Source organism: Achromobacter sp. SIMBA_011, from assembly GCF_046535435.1.
In the GTDB taxonomy this organism is placed as follows: domain Bacteria; phylum Pseudomonadota; class Gammaproteobacteria; order Burkholderiales; family Burkholderiaceae_B; genus Achromobacter; species Achromobacter dolens.
The window spans coordinates 1-312 of record NZ_JAWRWN010000224.1 but is presented as its reverse complement, the minus strand read 5'-3'; the positions used below and the strand labels follow the sequence as shown (position 1 = coordinate 312).

The window sequence follows — 312 nt, the reverse complement described above, 5'->3', positions numbered from 1 at the left end:
GCGCAAGATCTGGTCGACGAGTTGAAGCTCGCCGACGTGATCGTGCTCGGTTCGGGCATGATCAACTTCGGTCCGTCCTCGCAGCTCAAGGCGTGGTTCGATCACGTCACCTGGCCGCGCGTCACCTTCGGCTACGGCGATACTGGGCCGAAGGGGCTGCTGGCCGGCAAGAAGTCCTATCTCGTTACCGCTACCGGTGGCGTGTTCTCGGAAGGTGCTTGGGCACCGTTCGACTTTCAGACCAATTATTTGCTGTACCTGCTCGGTTTCATTGGCCTGACCGACGTCGAAGTAGTGCGCGTCGAAGGCACG

The 312-nt window shown here is 60.3% G+C and carries 1 protein-coding gene; it reads left to right on the top strand.

Annotated features, from left to right (window positions below):
• On the top strand, positions 1–312 hold a 312-nt coding region (locus SB816_RS30680; protein ID WP_410548076.1), incomplete at both ends, for an FMN-dependent NADH-azoreductase.